This is a genomic window from Streptomyces sp. CT34 (assembly GCF_000805335.1).
Classification (GTDB): Bacteria; Actinomycetota; Actinomycetes; order Streptomycetales; family Streptomycetaceae; genus Streptomyces.
This window is the reverse complement of the sequence record NZ_KN708638.1, coordinates 3,735,190-3,749,931: the sequence shown is the minus strand read 5'-3', so window position 1 is coordinate 3,749,931 and position 14,742 is coordinate 3,735,190. Positions and strand designations below refer to the sequence as shown.

The window sequence follows — 14,742 nt, the reverse complement described above, 5'->3', positions numbered from 1 at the left end:
GGCTAGCAGCGGGCCGGGCGGTCGGCAGACGTGAGTTTGCCGACAGACGCCAGATCCCGTCGTCGAACTCCCGCCTGCCGACCGCCGCCCGGCGCGCCGAGAGTACGCACCGGGCGCCGCCCGGCCCGCCCTTCGGGCGGACGACGGGAGTTCGACGACGGGAACCGGCCCCCGCCCGCCGCGGCCTTGTCCTCCCGTGCGGCGCGCTCCACCGCGTGCCACTCGGCGCGGACCGGTCGCCGCCGCTCGCGGCGGACGGCGCGGTGGCCGTGGCCCGGCAGCAGCCTGCGGTCCGGGCCGCGGGCCGGGGCGAGTGCCGCGAGCAGCCGGGCGCGGGGGTCCGGCGGACCGGCCTGCGCCGCCGCCCGGAAGCGCTCCCGGGTCGGGCCGGCGAGATCCACCGGACCGGCGGGGAGCCTTCCCCGAGCTCTCGACTCCTCCCGCACTCTCGACTTCGTTCGAGCGGGGCACCCCCATGAGCAGGGGACACCCCGACGTACGGGAGGAGGCCCAGCGCCCGCCGGGTCTCCCTGCGTATCGCGCCGCGCGCCGCCGGCCACCGCACGAACAGCTCGTGGACCGTCCGGCCGGTGCCGCGCCCCCAGGTGCGCCCGGACGCCCCTGCCGCCCTTCTCCGGGCCGGGAGAGCGCGGCCGGCGCCCCCGGGTCGGCACCGGGTCGTGCGGCAGCGGCAGCGGCCGTTTCACGGCGACCCGGCCGCCCGGTGCCGCGGTGATCCGCCCGGCCGCCTCCAGGTCGGCGAGGGCCGCCCCGGCCACCCCGTACCGCACGAACCGGCGGGTGGCCAGGGGCCGGCCGCGCGCCGGGTCGAGGGCGATCAGCGGCACTTCTTCCGGGGGAGCAGGGTGTCGGGGCGGTCCGTCACGCCGGGGCGCCGGCCGGGACCTCACGGGCCGGCAGCACCCGGCCGGTGACCTCGCCCAGGCCGATCCGGGAGCCGTCCGGACCCGGCGCCCAGGCGGTGAGGGTGATCTCGTCGCCGTCCTGGAGGTAGGGGCCCTTGCCCTGGGTCAGTTCCAACAGGCAGCCGAGCTGGTCGGGCTCGGGGCCGGAGACGGTGCCGGAGGCGTAGAGGTCGCCGGTGCGCAGCGAGGCGCCGTTGACGGTCATGTGGGCGAGCTGCTGGGCGGCCGTCCAGTACATCGCGGCGAACGGCGGGCGGGAGATCACCTCGCCGTTGTGGGCCACCTCGATCCGCAGGTCGATACCGCCCGGCTCGGCCGCCGTGTCGTCGAGGTACGGCAGCGGCGCGGTGTCCCGGGCGGGCGGCCGGGTCCGGGCCGCGTCGAAGGCGTCCAGCGGCGTGATCCAGGCGGAGACCGAGGTCGCGAAGGACTTGCCGAGGAACGGGCCGAGCGGCACGTACTCCCATGCCTGGATGTCGCGCGCGGACCAGTCGTTGACCAGGCAGACGCCGAAGACGTGGTCGCGGAAGCCGGCCAGGCCCACCGGCTCGTGGAGTGCGGAGGGGGTGCCGACGACGAAGCCGACCTCCGCCTCGATGTCGAGGCGGGTGGACGGGCCGAAGACCGGGGCGGCGTCCTCGGGGGTCTTGCGCTGGCCGTTGGGCCGGACCACCGGGGTGCCGGAGACGACGACGGTGCCCGCCCGGCCGTGGTAACCGATCGGCAGATGCTTCCAGTTGGGCGGCAGCGCGGCGCCGTTCGGACGGAAGATCTTGCCGACGTTGGTGGCGTGGTGCTCGCTGGAGTAGAAGTCGACGTAGTCGGCGACCTCGAAGGGGAGGTGCAGGGTGACGCCGTCCAGCGGGTGCAGCAGCGGGGCCACGGCGGTGCGGTGCGCGGGGTCGGTCAGGGCGGTGCCGACGGCCGCGCGGACCTGCTGCCATACGGGGCGGCCGGCGGCCAGCAGCGGGTTGAGGGTGGCGGCGCCGAGCAGCTCGCCGTGCGGCGCGGGAACGACGGAGGGCAGCGCGCCGGGCAGCGCGCTCAGGTCCAGGACCCGGCTGCCGTAGCGGACGCCGATCCGGCGCCGGTCGGGCGCGTCGGCGGTGCTGAAGATGCCGTAGGGAAGGGTGTGCGGGCCGAAGGGGTCGCCTTCGGCCAGGTCGAACGGGCTCTGCTCCGGGCTCTGCTCGGGCATGGACACTGCTCCTCGCGTTCGTCGTCGTCGCCGGTGGGCGGCCGGTGGTCCGTCGATCAGGGTACGGCCGGGGGCGCGCGCCGGAGCGGTTCGCGCCCGGGAATCGGCGGTGTGCCGACGGCGTGAACCCTCTGGTTCTGGCAATGTCCGGAAAAGCCTTGCCGCACTGCGCAATTCGGTCCTAGCTTCCTTTGCGGGCACGTGCCGGGGGGCCGTCCCGTCGGGGCCGTTCCGTTGGGGGGACATGTGGCGCGCAGGGGCGTACGGCTCGGGGTCGACCGGAGTGTGCCGGGACTCATCGTGAAAATCGGCCGGTATCCGCTGCACCACGGCGGTGTCGGCGCGATCCGCAGCCTGGGGCGGCTCGGGATACCCGTGTACGCCGTCACCGAGGACCGGTTCACGCCCGCCGCGGCCTCGCGCTATCTGGCGGGGCGGTTCGTCTGGCCCACCACCGGGCGGGAGGATCCGGCGCGGCTGGTCGACGGGCTGCTGCGGATCGGCCGCCGGATCGGCCGGCCCACGGTGCTGTTCCCGACCGACGAGGAGGCGGCGGTGCTGATCGCCGAGCACGCCGCGGAGCTCGCCGGATCGTTTCTGTTTCCCCGTGTCGATCCCGCGCTGCCCCGCCAACTCGCCAGCAAACAGGGCCTGCACGAGCTCTGCGCCGCGCACGGGGTGCCCACGCCGGCCGCCGCCTTCCCCCGCTCGTACGCGGAGATCGCGGCGTACGCGGACCGGGCCCGCTTCCCCGTGGTGGCCAAGAACCGGGAGGCGTTCGTCCGGCGCAGCCGGCCCGCGGTCGCCGGGACGACCCGGATCGGCGGGCCGGAGAGGCTGCTGGACCTGGCGCGCGACTGGGGGCCGCGGCCGGCGGTGATCCTTCAGGAGTACCTGCCGGGCGAGCAGGCCGAGGACTGGATCGTGCACGCCTGCTGCGATGAACACGGCGCGGTGCGGGTGCTGTTCACCGGGGTCAAGGTGCGCTCCTGGCCGCCGTACGCGGGGATGACGGCCTGTGCGTATGTCGTCGGCAACCCCCAACTCGCCGCCATGACCGGCGACTTCGTCCGGCGTATCGGCTTCGCCGGGATCGCCGACCTGGACTGGCGGCTGGACCGCCGGGACGGCCGCTACAAGCTGCTGGACTTCAACCCGCGGATGGGCGCGCAGTTCCGGCTCTTCGAGAACACCGCCGGGGTGGACGTGGTCCGCGCCCAGCACCTCGCGCTCACCGGGCGGCCGGTGCCCGAGGGCGTGCAGCGGACCGGGCACCGCTTCGTGGTCGAGAACGTCGATCTGCCCGCACGGCTCGCCTACCGGCGCCGCCGTACGGGACCGCACGGACCGGCACGGGCCGGCGGCACCGAACTGGCCTGGTTCGCCGGCGATGACCCGTTGCCGTTCTTCACCATGCTCGCCCGCAGCGTCGGGCCGGGCACCCGCCATCTGGTGCAGCTCTGGCGGGCGGGCCGCCGTGCCGGTACGGCCGGGGGCCGTTTCACGTGAAACTCCACCGTGGGGAGGGACCGAAGTGAGCACTCCGGTAGCGGTCATAGGGGCCGGGCCGTACGGGCTGGCGACGGCAGCGCATCTGCGGGCCCGCGGCCTGCCGGTACGGGTCTTCGGGCAGCCGATGGACAGTTGGGACGAGCGGATGCCCGCGGGCATGCTGCTCAAGTCGACCCCGGCGGCGTCCAGTATCTCCGTCCCGCACACCGGGTACACCCTGGGCGACTTCTGTGCGGCGACGGGGGAGCGGCGCTATGCCTCCGACTGGGACGTCATACCCGTCGAGACCTTCGTCCGCTACGGCCGGTGGGTGCAGCGTCGGCTGCTCCCGGAGCTGGAGCGGGTCCGGGTGGTCTCGGTCGACCGGCGGGCGGACGGCTTCGAGCTGAAACTGGACAGCGGCGAGCAGTTCGGGGCACGGGCGGTGGTCGTCGCCACCGGACTGAGCGGGCTGGCGCACCTGCCGTCCGTACTGGCCGCCGCGGTCCCTGAAGGGCCGTCGGCCACCGGGCCCGTCTCGCACAGCTCGCAGCACCGCGACCTCGCCGCGCTGACCGGGCGCGAGGTGGTGGTCGTCGGCGCCGGGCAGTCGGCTCTGGAGAGCGCGGTACTGCTCGTCGAGGCGGGCGCGGCGTCGGTCCGGGTGGTGGCACGCGGGAAGGCGGCGGTGGGCTTCGGTGCGCCCCCGGACCGTCAGTCGCGGCTGCGCCCGTCCTCGCCGTTCGGCAACGCCTGGTCGCTGTGGGCGCTGACCGAGCACGCGGGCGGCTTCCGCCATCTCCCGGTCCCCGCCCGGCGGTTCCTGGTGCGCCGGGTGCTCGGCCCGCTGGGCGCATGGTGGCTGCGGGACCGCTTCGTGGGACGGGTGCGGGTGACCCAGGGGCGGGCGATCGACCGGGCCGAGGTGCGCGACGGCCGCCCGGTGCTGTCGCTGCGCGGCCCCGACGGGCGCGGCGGCGAGCTGGCCGCCGACCACGTACTGGCCGCGACCGGTTACCGGATGGCGCTGGACGCGCTGGACTTCCTGGGCCCGGGACTGCGGACCGGCATCACCGTACGGGCGGGCGGGCCGCTGCTGGACGCCGGTTTCGGCTCGTCCGTACCGGGGCTGTACTTCACCGGCCTGTCGGCCGCCGCGTCCTTCGGGCCGGTGATGCGCTTCGTGTGCGGCACGGACTTCGCCGCGCCCCGGCTGGCGCGGGCGGTGGCGCGGACCTACGGGTGAGGCGGCGGGGCGCCCGGCGGTACCCGGAGGCGCCCTGAGGACCCGGCCGGCCGCGGGGGCGGCCACAATGACCTGTGTGTCGAGGAAATCGGGGCGGCCGGGGACGCCGAGGGGCATCGGTGCGGCCGGGGAAAGGGCCGGCCGCCCGGCGTGCGGTCCTCGCGGGGATGCGGTTCTCCGGTCGTCGTCGTGGCGGGACCCGTGACCGGGACGGTGGTGCGCCTGTGCCGCAAGGGGTGTTCGGGGCCTCGTACGCCTCTCCCGCCCCCTGTCTCTTACGGGTGCCGCGTGCCGAGCGGCGATCCGGGACCCGGCTGCGCGGCGGCTTCTGTGCTGGCCGAGTGGTTCGGGGGGCGGGCGCTCACGGTGATCCAAGTGCGACCGGATACGCTGGCCAATGGTGGAGACAGCGACAGATCGACATTCCGTTTGATCGTCAGCAGACAGGAGTACCCCTCGTGACCGTCGTCGGGCCCTTTGGGCTGAGCGTGCGGGACCAGGCTCTTGAGGCCGATGTCCAGGCCGGGTTGGCGGCTGTCGAGGAGGGCCTTCTGGAGGCCACCAAGAGCGACGTGCCGTTCATCACCGAAGCCGCGCAGCATCTCGTGCGCGCCGGCGGCAAGCGGTTCCGCCCGCTGCTGGCGATGCTGGCGGCCCAGTTCGGCGACCCGTACAGCCCCGGTGTGGTGCCCTCGGCGGTCGTCGTGGAGCTGACGCACCTGGCGACGCTCTACCACGACGACGTGATGGACGAGGCCGACGTACGCCGCGGGGTGGCCAGCGCCAACGCCCGCTGGGGCAACTCCGTCGCGGTGCTGACCGGTGACTTCCTCTTCGCCCGCGCCTCGCACATCCTCGCCGACCTCGGGCCCGAGGCGGTCCGGATCCAGGCCGAGGCGTTCGAGCGCCTGGTGACCGGGCAGATCCTGGAGACCGCGGGGCCGCGCGACGGCCGCGACCCGGTCGACCACTATCTGGACGTCATCGCGGGCAAGACCGGCTCGCTGATCGCGGTCGCCGGCCGCTTCGGCGCGATGATGTCGGGCGCCGACGAGTCGACGGTCAACATCCTCACCCAGTACGGCGAGCGGCTGGGCACCGCCTTCCAGCTGGCGGACGACGTCCTGGACATCGCCAGCGACTCGCACGAGTCCGGCAAGACGCCCGGTACGGACCTGCGCGAGGGCATTCCGACGCTGCCGGTGCTGCGGCTGCGGGCGCTCGCCGAGAGCAGCGCCGGCACCCCCGAGGACCGCGCGCTGTGCGAGCTGCTGGCCGGCGATCTCACGGACGACGCCCGGCACGCCGAGGCGCTGGCCGGGCTGCGCGCCCACCCGGCGCTGGAGCAGGCCCGCCGGGACACCGTGCGCTACGCCGAGGACGCCCGCGCGACGCTGGCGCCGCTGCCGGAGTGCATGGCGAAGTCGGCGCTGGAGGGGCTCTGCGACACGGTGGTGCACCGCGCGGGGTGAGGCCGCGGTGCCGCGGTGCCGGCGGAGGTCCGGGTGGTTGCCGCCCGGTGGCCGTGTCCGGCTCCTCCCTCGATGTCTCCCGACGTCCCCGACGTACCCCGACGTTGCCGGGGGTCTCCCCTAGGGCGTTCCCCCGGAGGCGATCAACCCGCCGTCGTACGGGGGCAGGCGGGCGGCGGCCCGGCGTCATCCCAGAGCAGTACGCGGAGTTGGCCCTGCGGGTTGACGCCTGCGCTCGCGGGATTTGGTGGGATGGAGAGCACCAGAAAGCGGCGGGCGGGCCACAATGAGCCAGGGGTGGACGCGTGGAGGACGCAGCACCGCCGCACACGACGGAGGTAGGCCAGATGCCACGGAACGAACCGACCGAGGTCACCGAGGAATGGGACGGGGGGCGCTCGTCGAAGCGTCGTAAGGCGGTGCGGTACGCCGTACCGGTCGCGGTGGCCGGGGTGACGGCGGCGACGATCGGGCTGGTCCCGGCGTTCGCCGGATCCGGTTCCCCGGACCTGCCGAAGATCTCCGCGCAGGACCTGATAGCCAAGATCGCCAAATCCGATGTCCAGCAGCTCTCCGGCACGGTCCAGGTCACCACGGACCTCGGCCTGCCGTCCCTGCCGGGCGGTGTCGGCGGAGCCGGCGGCTTCGGCGGCGGCCCGGGTGGCGGCGAGCAGGGCAGGCACGGCGGGGCCGGCGCCGCAGCGTCGCCCCAGAGCAAGCTCACCGAGCTCGCGTCCGGTACGCACACGCTGCGGGTCGCCGCCGACGGCCCCGAGAAGCAGCGGGTGTCGCTCGTCGACAAGACCGCCGACTACACCCTCGTCCACAACGGCAAGGACCTCTGGGCGTACGACAGCGGCAGCAACACCGCTGTGCACAACACCGCCCGTGAGGACGCCCGCCACGGCAAGCACCACGAAGGCCCCAAGGACCTCCCCAAGGGCCTGCAGAACGCCACTCCGCAGCAGCTCGCCCAGCAGGCCCTGAAGGCGGCCGGCGACACGACCTCCGTCACCGTCGGGGACACCGCCAAGGTGGCCGGGCGGGACGCCTACCAGCTCGTCATCAAGCCCAAGCAGTCCGGCTCCACGATCGGCTCGATACGGGTCGCGGTGGACGCGGCCAACGGCGTCCCGCTGAAGTTCACGCTCACCCCCAAGAGCGGTGGCCCGGCGGCCGTCGACGTCGGCTACACCAGTGTCGACTTCGCCAAGCCCGCCGCGAGCACCTTCTCCTTCACCCCGCCCAAGGGCGCCAAGGTCGTCAACGGCGACCAGCAGCGGGCGAAGGCGCAGCGCGAGCACGGCAAGGGCGCCAAGGACCGCCAGGGCCTGAAGGACTTCGGCGGACTGAACGTCATCGGCAAGGACTGGACGTCCATCGCCAAGATCAAGGGCGCGGCCGGCCCCGGCGGCAAGGACCAGGCCGCCAAGGGCCAGGCCGGCAAGCTCATGGACAGCATGGGCAGCAAGGTGACCGGCTCCTTCGGCTCCGGCCACCTCTTCAGCACCCGGCTGGTCAACGCCCTGATCACGGACAACGGCACGATCTATGTCGGCGCCGTCGACAAGCAGGCCCTGATAGCCGCCGCCGACGCCGCGAAGTAGCGGGCCGGGTACGGCGGTCCGCACGGGCCGCCGTACGATCCGCCCTGCGCGCAGGGCCCGCCGCGCCTCCTGCCCGGGAGGCGCGGCGCGCCCCGCACACCGGCACCGGCACGCCGCGCCGTCCGCCGTCGTCCCGCGTCCCAGCGAGCCATGCCTACGCCATGAGGTGAGGGAGCCATGCCACCGCCATCCGCCGCGGATTCCGGGCGCGCGGTGCCGCGCGACGCGGACCATGTGATCGAGACCCGCGGGCTGACCAAGGCGTACCGCGGTGGCCAGCTCGCCGTCGACCGCCTCGACCTCGCCGTGCCGCGCGGCAGCGTCTTCGGCTTCCTCGGCCCCAACGGCTCCGGCAAGACCACCACCATCCGGATGCTGATGGGCCTGATCGAGCCGACCGCCGGCAGCGCCCGGGTGCTCGGCCGGCCGATGCCGCGCGCGAGCCGCCAGGTGCTCCCCGCGGTGGGCGCGCTCATCGAGGGCCCGGCGCTCTACGGCTTCCTCAGCGGCCGGGACAACCTGCGGCGCTTCGACGCCGCCGACCCGGCCGCCGATCCGCGCACCCGCGACGAGCGGGTGGGCCGGGCGCTGGAGCGGGTGGGCCTGGGCGCCGCCGCCGGCAAGAAGGCGCGCGCCTACTCCCTCGGGATGAAGCAGCGGCTCGGCCTGGCCGCCGCGCTGCTCCAGCCCCGTGAGCTGCTGGTCCTGGACGAGCCGACCAACGGCCTGGACCCGCAGGGCATGCGGGAGATCCGCACCCTGGTCCGGGAGCTGGCCGCGGACGGCACCACGGTCTTCCTCTCCTCCCACCTCCTGGACGAGATCGAGCAGGTCTGCACGCATGCCGCGGTGATGGCCCGCGGCCGGCTGATCACCCAGGGCACGGTCGCCGAACTCTCCGCCACCGTCCTCGATTCGGGCGGCCACGGCCGGCTGGCGCTGACCACCCCGGACCCGTCCGACGCGGTCCGCGTCCTGAAGGAGCACGGGGTGACCGACCTCCGGGTCGCCGGCGACCGGGTGACCGGCGACCTCCCCGCGCAGCCGGACGGGCAGCCGGCGGAGCCGGCGGATCTGAACGCCGCGCTGGTCCGGGCCGGCGTCCGGGTCCGCGCCTTCGGCGCCGAGCGGGCGTCGCTGGAGGACGTCTTCGTGCACCTCACCGGGGAGGGCTTCGATGTCGCAGGCTGAGACGGTGCCGCGCGCGCCCCGCCGGCTGTGGTCGCTGGGGCTGCTGCGCAGCGAGATCGGTACGACCTTCCGGCGCTGGCGCACCCTCGCGCTGCTGGCCGTGCTCGCCGGCGTCCCGGTCCTGGTCGGCGTCGCCGTCAAGATCGAGACCGGCAGCCGCGGTCCGGGGGGCGGGGACGGCGGCCCGGCGTTCATCGCCCAGGTCACCAACAACGGCCTCTTCCTGGTCTTCACCTCCCTCGCGGTGACGCTGCCGTTCTTCCTGCCGATGGCCATCGGGGTCATCGCGGGCGACGCCATCGCCGGCGAGGCCAACGCGGGGACGCTGCGCTATCTCCTGGTCGCCCCCGCGGGCCGCCCCCGCCTGCTGCTCGCCAAGTACGCGACGAGCATGGCGTTCTGCCTGGTCGGCACCCTGGTCGTGGCGCTCTCGGCGCTGGCCACCGGCGCGGCGCTGTTCCCCCTCGGCAAGGTCACCCTGCTCTCCGGGACGTCCATATCCTTCGGCGAGGGGCTGCTGCGGGCGCTGGCGATCGCCGGTGTGGTGGCGCTGTCCCTGCTCGGGGTGGCGGCGCTGGGCCTGTTCGTCTCGACGCTCACCAACAGCGGTATCGCGGCGATGGCGACCACGGTCGGCCTGCTGATCACCGTGCAGATCCTGGACACCATCCCGCAGCTGCACGCCATCCAGCCGTATCTCTTCTCGCACTACTGGCTGTCCTTCGCGGACCTGCTCCGCGATCCCGTCTACTGGGACCAGTTGCAGAAGAACCTCGGCCTTCAGGCGCTGTACGCGGTGGTGTTCGGCTCGGCGGCCTGGGCGCGGTTCACCACCCGCGACATCACTGCCTGACGGGACCGGAGGCGGCCGGCGGCCCGGCCTCGTGCCCGGCCGGGTCCGCGGCGGCGGCCGGGTCCGCGGCGGTCCGTGTGGCCCGCGCCGCCTCGGCCGCGGCATTCTCGCCGGCCCGCGCCGCGGCCCGGTCCAGCTCCGTCCGGCCGCGCCGGGCGGTGCGCAGCGCGTCCCAGGTCAGTACCGCCAGCGCGGCCCACACCAGCGCGAAGCCGGCCCAGCGTTCCGCCGGCATCGCCTCGTGAAAGACGGTCAGGCCGAGCAGGAACTGGAAGGTCGGCGCCAGGTACTGCAGCATGCCGATCGTCGTCAGCGGCAGCCGTACCGCCGAGGCGCCGAAGCAGATCAGCGGCACCGCGGTGGCGATTCCGCACGCCGACAGAAGCAGCGCCTGGCCCACTCCGCCGGTGGTGAAGCCGGACTCGCCGCGGACCCCGAGGAAGACCAGATACCCCAGCGCCGGCAGTGCCTGGAGCGCCGTCTCGGCGCTGAACCCCTCGATGCCGTCGAGCTTGATGCCCTTCTTGACCAGGCCGTACGTCGCGAACGACAGGGCCAGCCCGAGCGCGATCCAGGGCATCTTGCCGTAGGCGACGGTCATCACCACGACGGCCAGCGCGCCGACGCCCACCGCCGTCCACTGGAGCGGCCGGAGCCGCTCCCGCAGCACCAGCACCCCGAAGGCGATGCTGACCAGCGGGTTGATGAAGTAGCCCAACGAGGCTTCCAGCACATGCCCGGAGTTGACCGCCCAGATGTACAGGAACCAGTTCAGCGAGATGACGACGGCGCAGACCAGGATCAGCCCGAGCCGGCGGGGCTGCCGCAGCAGCGGGCGTATCCAGGACCAGCGGCGCAGCACGGCCAGGATGACGACGGCGACCGGCAGCGACCAGACCATGCGGTGGGCCAGGATCTCGGCCGGTGCGGCGGCGCTGAGGAGATGCCAGTAGAGCGGCAGCAGACCCCACATGGTGTAGGCGGCAAGGCCGTAGGCGAGTCCGGCGCGCTGGTCGCTTCGAGGCTGCAAGGGGCCCTCCTGATGTGCTGCGTCGACCCGTGCAAGGTAGCGCCGTCCGAGCCGCCTGTCATGTCCGTTCCGAAATACGGTCATGACAGCCGAGCCGCGGTGCAGCCGACGGGCCGCCGCCGGCCGCCGAACCGCGCCCGTCGGCCCCCAACTCGCGCCTGCGGGGCCCCGATCCGCACCGCCGGTTCCCAACTCGCGTACCCCTGCCGCCGATCCGCGCCCGCCGTCCCCAACTCGCGCCCACGGGGCCCCGATCAGCGCCCGCCGGGCCCCGCCAGAGGGCCCCGCGGCGGCCCGCTGCCGCCGCTCGTGAGTCGCCCGGAACCGGAGGGCGGGTGTCCGTACGGAAAGAGCGGGTGCCCGTACGGAACGCCGTGAGACGCTCCCGTACGGGCACCCGCTCGCTTCCGGCAGGCGGTGGCCGTCGGTCAGCCGACGACCGTCCAGGTGTCGTTGCCGGCCAGCAGGGCCGCGAGGTCGCCCTTGCCCTTCTGCTCGACGGCGCGCTCCAGTTGGTCGGCCATCAGCGTGTCGTAGACCGGCCGGTCGACGTTGCGCAGTACGCCGATCGGGGTGCGGTGCAGGGTGTCGGGGTCGGCGAGGCGGGAGAGGGCGAAGGCCGTGGTGGGGGAGGGGCTGTGTGCGTCGTGCACGAGGACGCCGTCGGCGCCTTCCTCGGTGACGTCGATGATCTTGAGGTCGCCGGTGGCCGGGTCGCGGACCACGCCCTGGGAGCCCAGGCCGTCGGGGGCCGGGGCGCCGAACCGGATCGGCTGCCCGTGCTCCAGGCGGATCACGGCTTCCTGGGCCTGCTCCTTGTCCTTGAGGACCTCGAAGGCGCCGTCGTTGAAGATGTTGCAGTTCTGGTAGATCTCCACCAGTGCCGTGCCGGGGTGCGCGGCGGCCTCGCGCAGCACCGAGGTCAGGTGCTTGCGGTCGGAGTCGACGGTGCGGGCCACGAAGGACGCCTCGGCGCCGAGCGCCAGCGAGACCGGGTTGAACGGCGCGTCCAGCGAGCCCATCGGCGTCGACTTGGTGATCTTGCCGAGCTCGGAGGTGGGGCTGTACTGGCCCTTGGTCAGCCCGTAGATCCGGTTGTTGAAGAGCAGGATCTTGAGGTTGACGTTGCGCCGCAGGGCGTGGATGAGGTGGTTGCCGCCGATGGACAGCGCGTCGCCGTCGCCGGTGACGACCCACACGGACAGGTCGCGGCGCGAGGAGGCCAGGCCGGTGGCGATGGCCGGGGCGCGGCCGTGGATGGAGTGCATCCCGTAGGTGTTCATGTAGTACGGGAAGCGGGAGGAGCAGCCGATACCGGAGACGAAGACGATGTTCTCCTTCGCCAGGCCGAGCTCGGGCATGAAGCCCTGGACGGCGGCGAGGACGGCGTAGTCACCGCAGCCGGGGCACCAGCGCACTTCCTGGTCGGACTTGAAGTCCTTCATGGACTGCTTGGCGTCGGCCTTGGGCACCAGGGAGAGCGCCTCGATCTGCGAGGACCTCTCCGAGATCGTCTCAGTCATTGATGGCCTCCTTAAAGACCTCCGCGAGCTGCTCGGCCTTGAACGGCATTCCGCTGACCTGGGTGTGCGAGCGTGCGTCGACCAGATACCTGGCGCGCAGCAGGGTGGCGAGCTGTCCGAGGTTCATCTCCGGCACGATCACCTTCTCGTAACGCGCGAGGACCTCGCCGAGATTCCGCGGGAAGGGGTTGAGGTGGCGCAGATGCACCTGCGCGATGCGCTCCCCCGCGCCCCGTACGCGCCGTACCGCGGCGGTGATCGGGCCGTACGTCGAGCCCCAGCCCACCACCAGCGTGCCGGCGCCCTGGCCGCCGTCGTCCACCGGGTCGTCGACCTCGGCGTCCGGGACCTCGATGCCGTCCACCTTCGCCTGGCGGGTGCGCACCATGAAGTCGTGGTTGGCCGGGTCGTAGGAGATGTTGCCGGTGCCGTCCTGCTTCTCGATGCCGCCGATGCGGTGCTCCAGACCGGGCGTGCCGGGGAGGGCCCACGGGCGCGCCAGCGTCTGCGGATCGCGCTTGTAGGGCCAGAACACCTCGGTGCCGTCCGCCAGCTCGTGGTTGGGGCCGGAGGCGAACTGCACACGCAGGTCCGGGAGTTCGTCCACCTCGGGGATGCGCCAGGGCTCCGAGCCGTTGGCCAGGTAGCCGTCGGAGAGCAGGAAGACCGGGGTGCGGTAGGTCAGCGCGATACGGGCCGCATCCAGCGCCGCGTCGAAGCAGTCGGCGGGCGTCCTCGGCGCCACGATCGGCACCGGCGCCTCGCCGTTGCGCCCGTACATCGCCTGGAGCAGGTCGGCCTGCTCGGTCTTGGTGGGCAGGCCCGTCGAGGGGCCGCCGCGCTGGATGTCCACGACCAGCAGCGGGAGTTCGAGGCTGACCGCCAACCCGATGGTCTCCGACTTCAGCGCCACACCGGGGCCCGAGGTCGTGGTCACGGCCAGTGAGCCGCCGAACGCCGCGCCCAGTGCCGCGCCGATGCCGGCGATCTCGTCCTCCGCCTGGAACGTCCGCACACCGAAGTTCTTGTGCTTGGACAGCTCGTGCAGGATGTCGGAGGCCGGGGTGATCGGGTACGAACCGAGGTACAGCGGCAGATCGGCCTGCCGGCTCGCGGCCACCAGCCCGTAGGACAGTGCGAGGTTCCCGGAGATGTTGCGGTAGGTGCCGGTCGGGAAGGCGGTGGTGGCCGGGGCGACCTCATAGGATGTCGCGAAGTCCTCGGTGGTCTCGCCGAAGTTCCAGCCGGCCCTAAAGGCGGTGACGTTCGCCTCCGCGATGTCCGGCTTCTTGGCGAACTTGGCGCGCAGGAACTTCTCGGTGCCCTCGGTCGGGCGGTGGTACATCCAGGACAGCAGCCCCAGCGCGAACATGTTCTTGCTGCGCTCGGCCTCCTTGCGGGAGAGCCCGAACTCCTTGAGCGCCTCGATGGTCAGCGTCGTCAGCGGCACCGGGTGGACGTTGTACGCCTCCAGCGAGCCGTCCTCCAGCGGACTGGTCGCATAGCCCACCTTCGCCATCGGGCGCTTGGTGAACTCGTCGGTGTTGACGATGATCTCCGCGCCGCGCGGCACATCGCCGATGTTCGCCTTCAGCGCGGCCGGGTTCATCGCCACCAGCACGTTCGGCGCGTCACCGGGGGTGAGGATGTCGTGGTCGGCGAAGTGCAGCTGGAAGCTGGAGACACCCGGCAGGGTGCCGGCAGGGGCCCGGATCTCGGCCGGGAAGTTCGGCAGCGTCGACAGGTCGTTACCGAAGGAAGCCGTCTCGGACGTGAACCGGTCACCGGTGAGCTGCATACCGTCACCGGAGTCGCCGGCGAACCGGATGATCACCCGGTCCAGACGCCGGACTTCCTTGCCCGCGCCTCCGTCGCCGGAGCTGCGCTGTTCCCCGACAAGCGCTCCGTCCGCCTGCTCGGCTGTGCTACTGACCTGGCTGGTCACTGCTTCGGACCTCCCTCAACGGGTGCGGCATCCCCGCCGGAGGCAGGGCTCGGGACGTATCGGACCGACCGGTTGTCCCATATCCATCGTACTTGGGTAAGGGTGTCCTTCCCTGGGCCGGTCACATCGTGGACGCCAAGGTGAGACACCGTTCTGACCTGTTTTGTCATCGAATCATTGCCCCCGTGGCCCCGTTTTCCTCGCACTGCGGACTCGTCTATTGGTTCTACGTCCGAGGTCCCGGGTCCGGATGTATATCG

The 14,742-nt window shown here is 73.0% G+C and carries 11 protein-coding genes and 1 pseudogene; 6 read left to right on the top strand and 6 right to left on the bottom strand.

Translation table 11 applies throughout. The features are described from left to right. Positions 1 to 2: 2 nt before the first annotated feature. The 3 genes and pseudogenes from RZ84_RS41200 to fahA all read right to left on the bottom strand — a co-directional run bounded on the left by RZ84_RS41200 (position 3) and on the right by fahA (position 2,124). A complete protein-coding gene (locus tag RZ84_RS41200; protein WP_052229970.1) occupies positions 3 to 401 on the bottom strand; it encodes a hypothetical protein in 399 nt (132 codons plus the stop codon). Positions 402 to 683: 282 nt separating this feature from the next. Beyond that, positions 684 to 848: pseudogene (locus RZ84_RS41195) on the bottom strand (GPP34 family phosphoprotein); the annotation flags it as partial. Positions 849 to 882: 34 nt separating this feature from the next. Further along, a complete protein-coding gene (gene fahA, locus RZ84_RS16360) occupies positions 883 to 2,124 on the bottom strand; it encodes a fumarylacetoacetase (protein ID WP_043264938.1) in 1,242 nt (413 codons plus the stop codon). A 300-nt stretch (positions 2,125 to 2,424) separates the two neighbouring features. On the opposite strand from fahA, the gene RZ84_RS16355 reads away from it, so the two are divergent. The 6 genes from RZ84_RS16355 (at position 2,425) to RZ84_RS16330 (ending at position 9,984) form a co-directional block, all read left to right on the top strand. Further along, positions 2,425 to 3,633 carry a carboxylate--amine ligase gene (locus tag RZ84_RS16355; protein WP_347232764.1) on the top strand — a complete coding sequence of 403 codons (1,209 nt, stop codon included), beginning with the start codon at positions 2,425 to 2,427 and terminating at the stop codon, positions 3,631 to 3,633. Between the two features lie 25 nt (positions 3,634 to 3,658). Beyond that, the gene (locus RZ84_RS16350) at positions 3,659 to 4,861 is read left to right on the top strand and encodes an NAD(P)-binding domain-containing protein (RefSeq protein WP_043264936.1); all 1,203 of its coding nucleotides are present in this window, start codon (positions 3,659 to 3,661) and stop codon (positions 4,859 to 4,861) included. Positions 4,862 to 5,319: 458 nt separating this feature from the next. After that, positions 5,320 to 6,333: a polyprenyl synthetase family protein gene (locus RZ84_RS16345; RefSeq protein ID WP_043264935.1), complete on the top strand. Its 1,014-nt coding sequence runs from the start codon at positions 5,320 to 5,322 to the stop codon at positions 6,331 to 6,333. Positions 6,334 to 6,680: 347 nt separating this feature from the next. Further along, positions 6,681 to 7,940 carry a LolA family protein gene (locus RZ84_RS16340; RefSeq protein ID WP_043264934.1) on the top strand — a complete coding sequence of 420 codons (1,260 nt, stop codon included), beginning with the start codon at positions 6,681 to 6,683 and terminating at the stop codon, positions 7,938 to 7,940. A gap of 177 nt (positions 7,941 to 8,117) precedes the next feature. Continuing rightward, positions 8,118 to 9,131: an ABC transporter ATP-binding protein gene (locus RZ84_RS16335; protein WP_043264933.1), complete on the top strand. Its 1,014-nt coding sequence runs from the start codon at positions 8,118 to 8,120 to the stop codon at positions 9,129 to 9,131. Beyond that, positions 9,118 to 9,984: an ABC transporter permease gene (locus RZ84_RS16330; protein WP_043264932.1), complete on the top strand. Its 867-nt coding sequence runs from the start codon at positions 9,118 to 9,120 to the stop codon at positions 9,982 to 9,984. Before RZ84_RS16335 ends, RZ84_RS16330 begins: the two co-directional genes overlap by 14 nt. On the opposite strand, the gene rarD is transcribed toward RZ84_RS16330, so the two are convergent. From rarD to RZ84_RS16315, 3 genes are all read right to left on the bottom strand, one after another. Then, positions 9,974 to 11,014 (bottom strand): EamA family transporter RarD, encoded by a 1,041-nt coding sequence (gene rarD, locus RZ84_RS16325; protein WP_043264931.1) that lies wholly within the window; start codon positions 11,012 to 11,014, stop codon positions 9,974 to 9,976. The two genes, RZ84_RS16330 and rarD, sit on opposite strands and share 11 nt — an antisense overlap. A 428-nt stretch (positions 11,015 to 11,442) precedes the next feature. Beyond that, complete coding sequence (locus RZ84_RS16320; protein ID WP_043264930.1) at positions 11,443 to 12,537, bottom strand: 2-oxoacid:ferredoxin oxidoreductase subunit beta; 1,095 nt, start codon at positions 12,535 to 12,537, stop codon at positions 11,443 to 11,445. Beyond that, positions 12,530 to 14,482, bottom strand: coding sequence for a 2-oxoacid:acceptor oxidoreductase subunit alpha (locus tag RZ84_RS16315; RefSeq protein WP_043264929.1), 1,953 nt, complete (start codon positions 14,480 to 14,482; stop codon positions 12,530 to 12,532). The genes RZ84_RS16320 and RZ84_RS16315 overlap by 8 nt, the downstream gene beginning before the upstream one ends. Positions 14,483 to 14,742 lie beyond the last annotated feature (260 nt).